The sequence below is a fragment of the Psychroserpens sp. genome, assembly GCF_045105015.1.
Classification (GTDB): Bacteria; Bacteroidota; Bacteroidia; order Flavobacteriales; family Flavobacteriaceae; genus Psychroserpens.
Map to the genome: position 1 here is coordinate 1 of NZ_JBGCCX010000117.1, position 4,314 is coordinate 4,314.

Genomic DNA, 4,314 nt, shown 5'->3' on the forward strand with positions numbered 1-4,314 from the left:
GTATCAGCATCTGATTGAGTTAAATAATAACTAACTGTATAATTGGGATTATTACCCGTAATCTCCTGAGTCTTTATCGAAATATCTATACTCGTTAATCCATCGGGAACTCCATCGTCACAAACCTCTAATGGAGTGGGAGTAATAGCAACAGGCTGAGTTCCGCTTATTTCCCAAGTACAAGTTGTGTTATTAAAGGTTGTAATTTCCCAACATTCTAAACCAGTAGGCTCAACTGGTTGGTTTCCAAAAATATCCCAACTACACGTTGTAGTGTTAAAAGATGTTGTTTCCCAACATTCTAATCCAGAAGGCTCTAAGGGTTCAGTTCCTGTAACATCCCAAGTACATGTAGTAATATTGAAGGTTGCCACTTCCCAACACTCTGTAGTTGGAGGTAAGGGCTGAGTACCTGTAATATCCCAAGAACAAGTGTTAGTATTGAACATTGAGGTTTCCCAACACTCTAAAGTTGGAGGCAATGGTTGAGTTCCAGAAATATCCCAACTACAAGTTGTACTATTGATAATTGCTGTTTCCCAACACTCTAAAGTTGGAGGATTGGGTAATTGATCAATACTTATTAAGTATGTCGTCGAGAAAGTTATACAGTCACTATTACTTAAGTTTAGAGCAAATTCAGCAACTTTAGCTCTATAATAAGTTGTAGTGGTAACTCCTGTTAAAGTTAAAATTTGATTATTAGCACCTGCAATATCTGTCCAAGTTGTTTCGTCTGAACTTTCTTGCCATTGATAAAAATGATTATTAAAAACAGAATTATCAGGTGTTGCGGTTAATGCTGTTGAATAAGGTGTTTCACTACTACATAAAGATACAGATGTAGCATTAGTGGTGTCAGTCACTGAAATAAAATCACCACAACTTTTAAAAACAATATCATCAATTGCTAAATCATTTCCACAGCCGCCTGAACCATTGTTAATCATTTTTAAAATAATGGATGTCTGAGTTGGTGTCGTTTGAAAAGCTAAAGCATGCTGTTGCCAATTTGGTGTATTCGAGCTTCCTATATTTCCTGTATTTCCAGACGCTAATAAATTCGTATCAGAATTATCCCATATTTCAAATCTAACATTCACAGGTATTGCTCCTACACCACAAAATCCACCTGCAGGAGTCAAATTAACAATCCAAGATGAAAATTCATATGATGTGTTTTCACATAAGCCATTAATCGTTGTCCTGTAAAACTCTCCTGGAGAAAAATCAGAATTTACTACAAGCATTCTTCCGTTTACATCAGAAGGTGTGTGGTCTTGGATATCGAACCAATCAAAGTAACTTGTATTACTAGAAACGGTATACAAGCCATCCTCTGGATTTAATCCATTAGCATAAGTGTAAGTTGTGGTTCCTGGTGGTAAAGCTGTGTCGGAAAGTCCAGTTCCAAAATCTTCAACAAAAATAGGATCACCTGAATTTCCTTGACAAAAACCTAATTGCGCAAATACTTTTTCCGAAGAAAAAAAAACACAAAAAATTATGATTACATTAAGATTATTACAGTACTTTCTCACGTATATATTGTAGGTCTTTTTTTAAAACTATACTAAATATATAATATAAAGAGACAATTAATAATTAATAAACTAACTATAACGTTGTAGTAGAGCAAATGTATAGGTTATTTAACATCCTAAAGCAACATAAAAAGAAAACACTAGTGCTATTTGTACTAATAATCTTTTATGCTTTTTGCTTACCCCAAAATTTATTTAAAGATCCAACTGCTACTGTAATTACATCAAAAAATAATGATTTATTGGGAGCGCAAATTGCTTCGGATGGACAATGGCGTTTTCCTCATAATAATAGTGTACCAGAAAAATTTAAAATATGTATTGTACAGTTTGAAGATGAATACTTTTACAAGCACCCTGGTTTTAATCCAGTTTCAATTTTCAAAGCTTTAAAAGACAATATCAGTTCTGGAGAAGTAAAACGAGGTGGAAGTACACTAACACAGCAAGTAATCAGATTATCAAGAAAAGGTCAAGCTAGAACTTATCTAGAGAAACTTAAAGAATTGGTTTTAGCATCACGATTAGAATTTAGAGATTCAAAAGAAGACATCTTAGCCTATTACAGTAGTAATGCTCCTTTTGGCGGAAATGTAGTCGGACTAGATGCAGCCGCTTGGAGATACTTCAATAGAAATTCGAACCAACTCTCTTGGGCAGAAAGTGCTACTTTGGCTGTGTTACCAAACGCACCAAGTTTAATATATCCAGGAAAAAACCAAGAACGCTTATTACAAAAGCGAAATCGATTATTAAAGAAACTTCTAGATAATGGTATTATAGATTCGCTAACTTTCGACTTATCGATTGCTGAAGGCTTACCACAAAAACCATATGCTTTACCACAGATTGCACCACATTTATTACAAAAAGTTGCACAAAAAAATAAAGGTAAACGCATTCAAACGACAATTGACACTAAACTTCAAGAACTCGTAAATCAAACAGTAAGAAACCATTATAACATTTTAAAACAAAACGAAATTCATAATACAGCAGTCTTAGTTTTAGATGTTCATACAAGAGAAGTGCTTGCCTATGTTGGTAATTCTCCTACTGATAGAACACATCAAAAAGATGTTGATATCATTGACAAACCTCGAAGCACTGGCAGTATTTTGAAACCGTTTTTATATGCAGCAATGTTGGATGCAGGCGACTTATTACCAAACACTTTAGTTGCAGATATTCCATCTCAGTTTGGAAGTTATAATCCTGAGAATTTTAATAAAGAATATGATGGTGTCGTTCCAGCTAGTCAAGCACTATCGCGTTCATTAAATGTACCAGCAGTGAGAATGCTTCAAGATTTTGGATTAGATCGTTTTCATCAATATTTGAAACAATTAGAACTTAAAGATTTAAAATATAATGCGAATCATTATGGTTTATCATTAATTTTAGGAGGTGCTGAAAGCAACCTTTGGGATTTATGCAAAAGTTATGCTTCATTATCATCAACACTGAATCACTTTTCTGAAACCTCTAGTGAATATTATTCTAACGAATTTATAGAACCCACTTTTTTAGCTTCAGAAACCATTGACTTTGGAACAAAAAGTACTGACAAAACCTTATTTGATGCTGCTTCTATTTATTTAACCTACGAAAGTTTAAAAAAGGTAAACAGACCTCAAGGAGATGAAAGTTGGGAGTTTTTTAATGATTCTAAACAAGTGGCTTGGAAAACAGGAACGAGTTTCGGATTTCGAGACGCTTGGGCCATTGGCACGACAAAAGATTATGTCGTTGGTGTTTGGGTTGGCAATGCCGATGGTGAAGGTCGACCAGGATTAGTTGGTGTTCAAACAGCAGCTCCAATACTATTTGATGTATTTGATTTACTCCCAAATAGTGATTGGTTTACAAAACCATTTGACGATATGCAAGAGGTTAGTATTTGCTCTAAAAGTGGACATCGAGCATCTTCAATTTGTGATGATACTGAAAACAAATACATTCAAGTAAGCGGATTAAAAACAGAGCCTTGTCCATATCACATTTTAGCTCATGTAGATGACACAGAATCCTATCAAGTTAATTCATCTTGTGAAGATTTAAGTATTATAAAACATAAACCTTGGTTTGTATTAACACCATTAAAAGCATACTACTACAAAACTAAAAATCCATTTTACAAACCATTACCAAAATTGCGATCAGATTGCGAAGGTGACAATCAAATGACGATGAGTTTTATTTATCCGAAAACTAACAACACTGTATTTCTACCAAAAGATTTTGATGGTAACACTAATGATTTAGTCTTAAAAATTGCACACTCCAAGCCTGAAACTTCTGTATACTGGTATATTGATGAAGACTATGTTGGAACAACAAAAAACATACATGAATTAGCTGTTATTCCAAAAACTGGCGAACATATCATTACAGTTGTTGATGAATTAGGTAATGAAGCGAAACGGAAGATTTCGATTTTGGAATAAAAAAAGCCCTCCTCATGGAGAGCCTTTCTAACAATAATTAACTAATATTATTTGTTGCCTAACATCAACAATTCATTACAAACAACTTCAGTAGTATAACGCTTATTTCCTTTGTCATCTTCCCAAGATCGTGTGGTTAGCTTTCCTTCAATGGCAACTTCTTTTCCTTTTGTAACATACTTCTCAATAATCTCAGCTGTTTTTCCCCAAGCTACAACATTGTGCCATTGTGTATCTGTTACTTTTTCACCTTGTGCATTTTTATAGCTTTCATTTGTTGCTACAGAAAATTTAGCCAATAGTTTTCCTGATTCAAGATTTAC

2 protein-coding genes and 1 pseudogene are annotated in these 4,314 nt (G+C 34.1%); 1 reads left to right on the forward strand and 2 read right to left on the reverse strand.

From position 1 onward, the window contains the following. Positions 1-1,541, reverse strand: a pseudogene (locus AB8B90_RS08930) (hypothetical protein); the annotation flags it as partial. Between the two features lie 98 nt (positions 1,542-1,639). Between AB8B90_RS08930 and pbpC the strand changes: the two are divergent. After that, complete coding sequence (gene pbpC / locus AB8B90_RS08935; protein ID WP_405335872.1) at positions 1,640-3,991, forward strand: penicillin-binding protein 1C; 2,352 nt, start codon at positions 1,640-1,642, stop codon at positions 3,989-3,991. A gap of 47 nt (positions 3,992-4,038) precedes the next feature. Here the strand turns inward: pbpC and AB8B90_RS08940 are convergent. Next, positions 4,039-4,314, reverse strand: a 276-nt coding sequence (locus tag AB8B90_RS08940) for a single-stranded DNA-binding protein (RefSeq protein ID WP_405335875.1), incomplete at its 5' end; no start/stop codon positions are given.

Coding starts and splice junctions, on each gene's coding strand:
- pbpC (WP_405335872.1), top strand. CDS start 1,640: ATGTATAGGTTATTTAACATCCTAAAGCAACATAAAAAGAAAACACTA.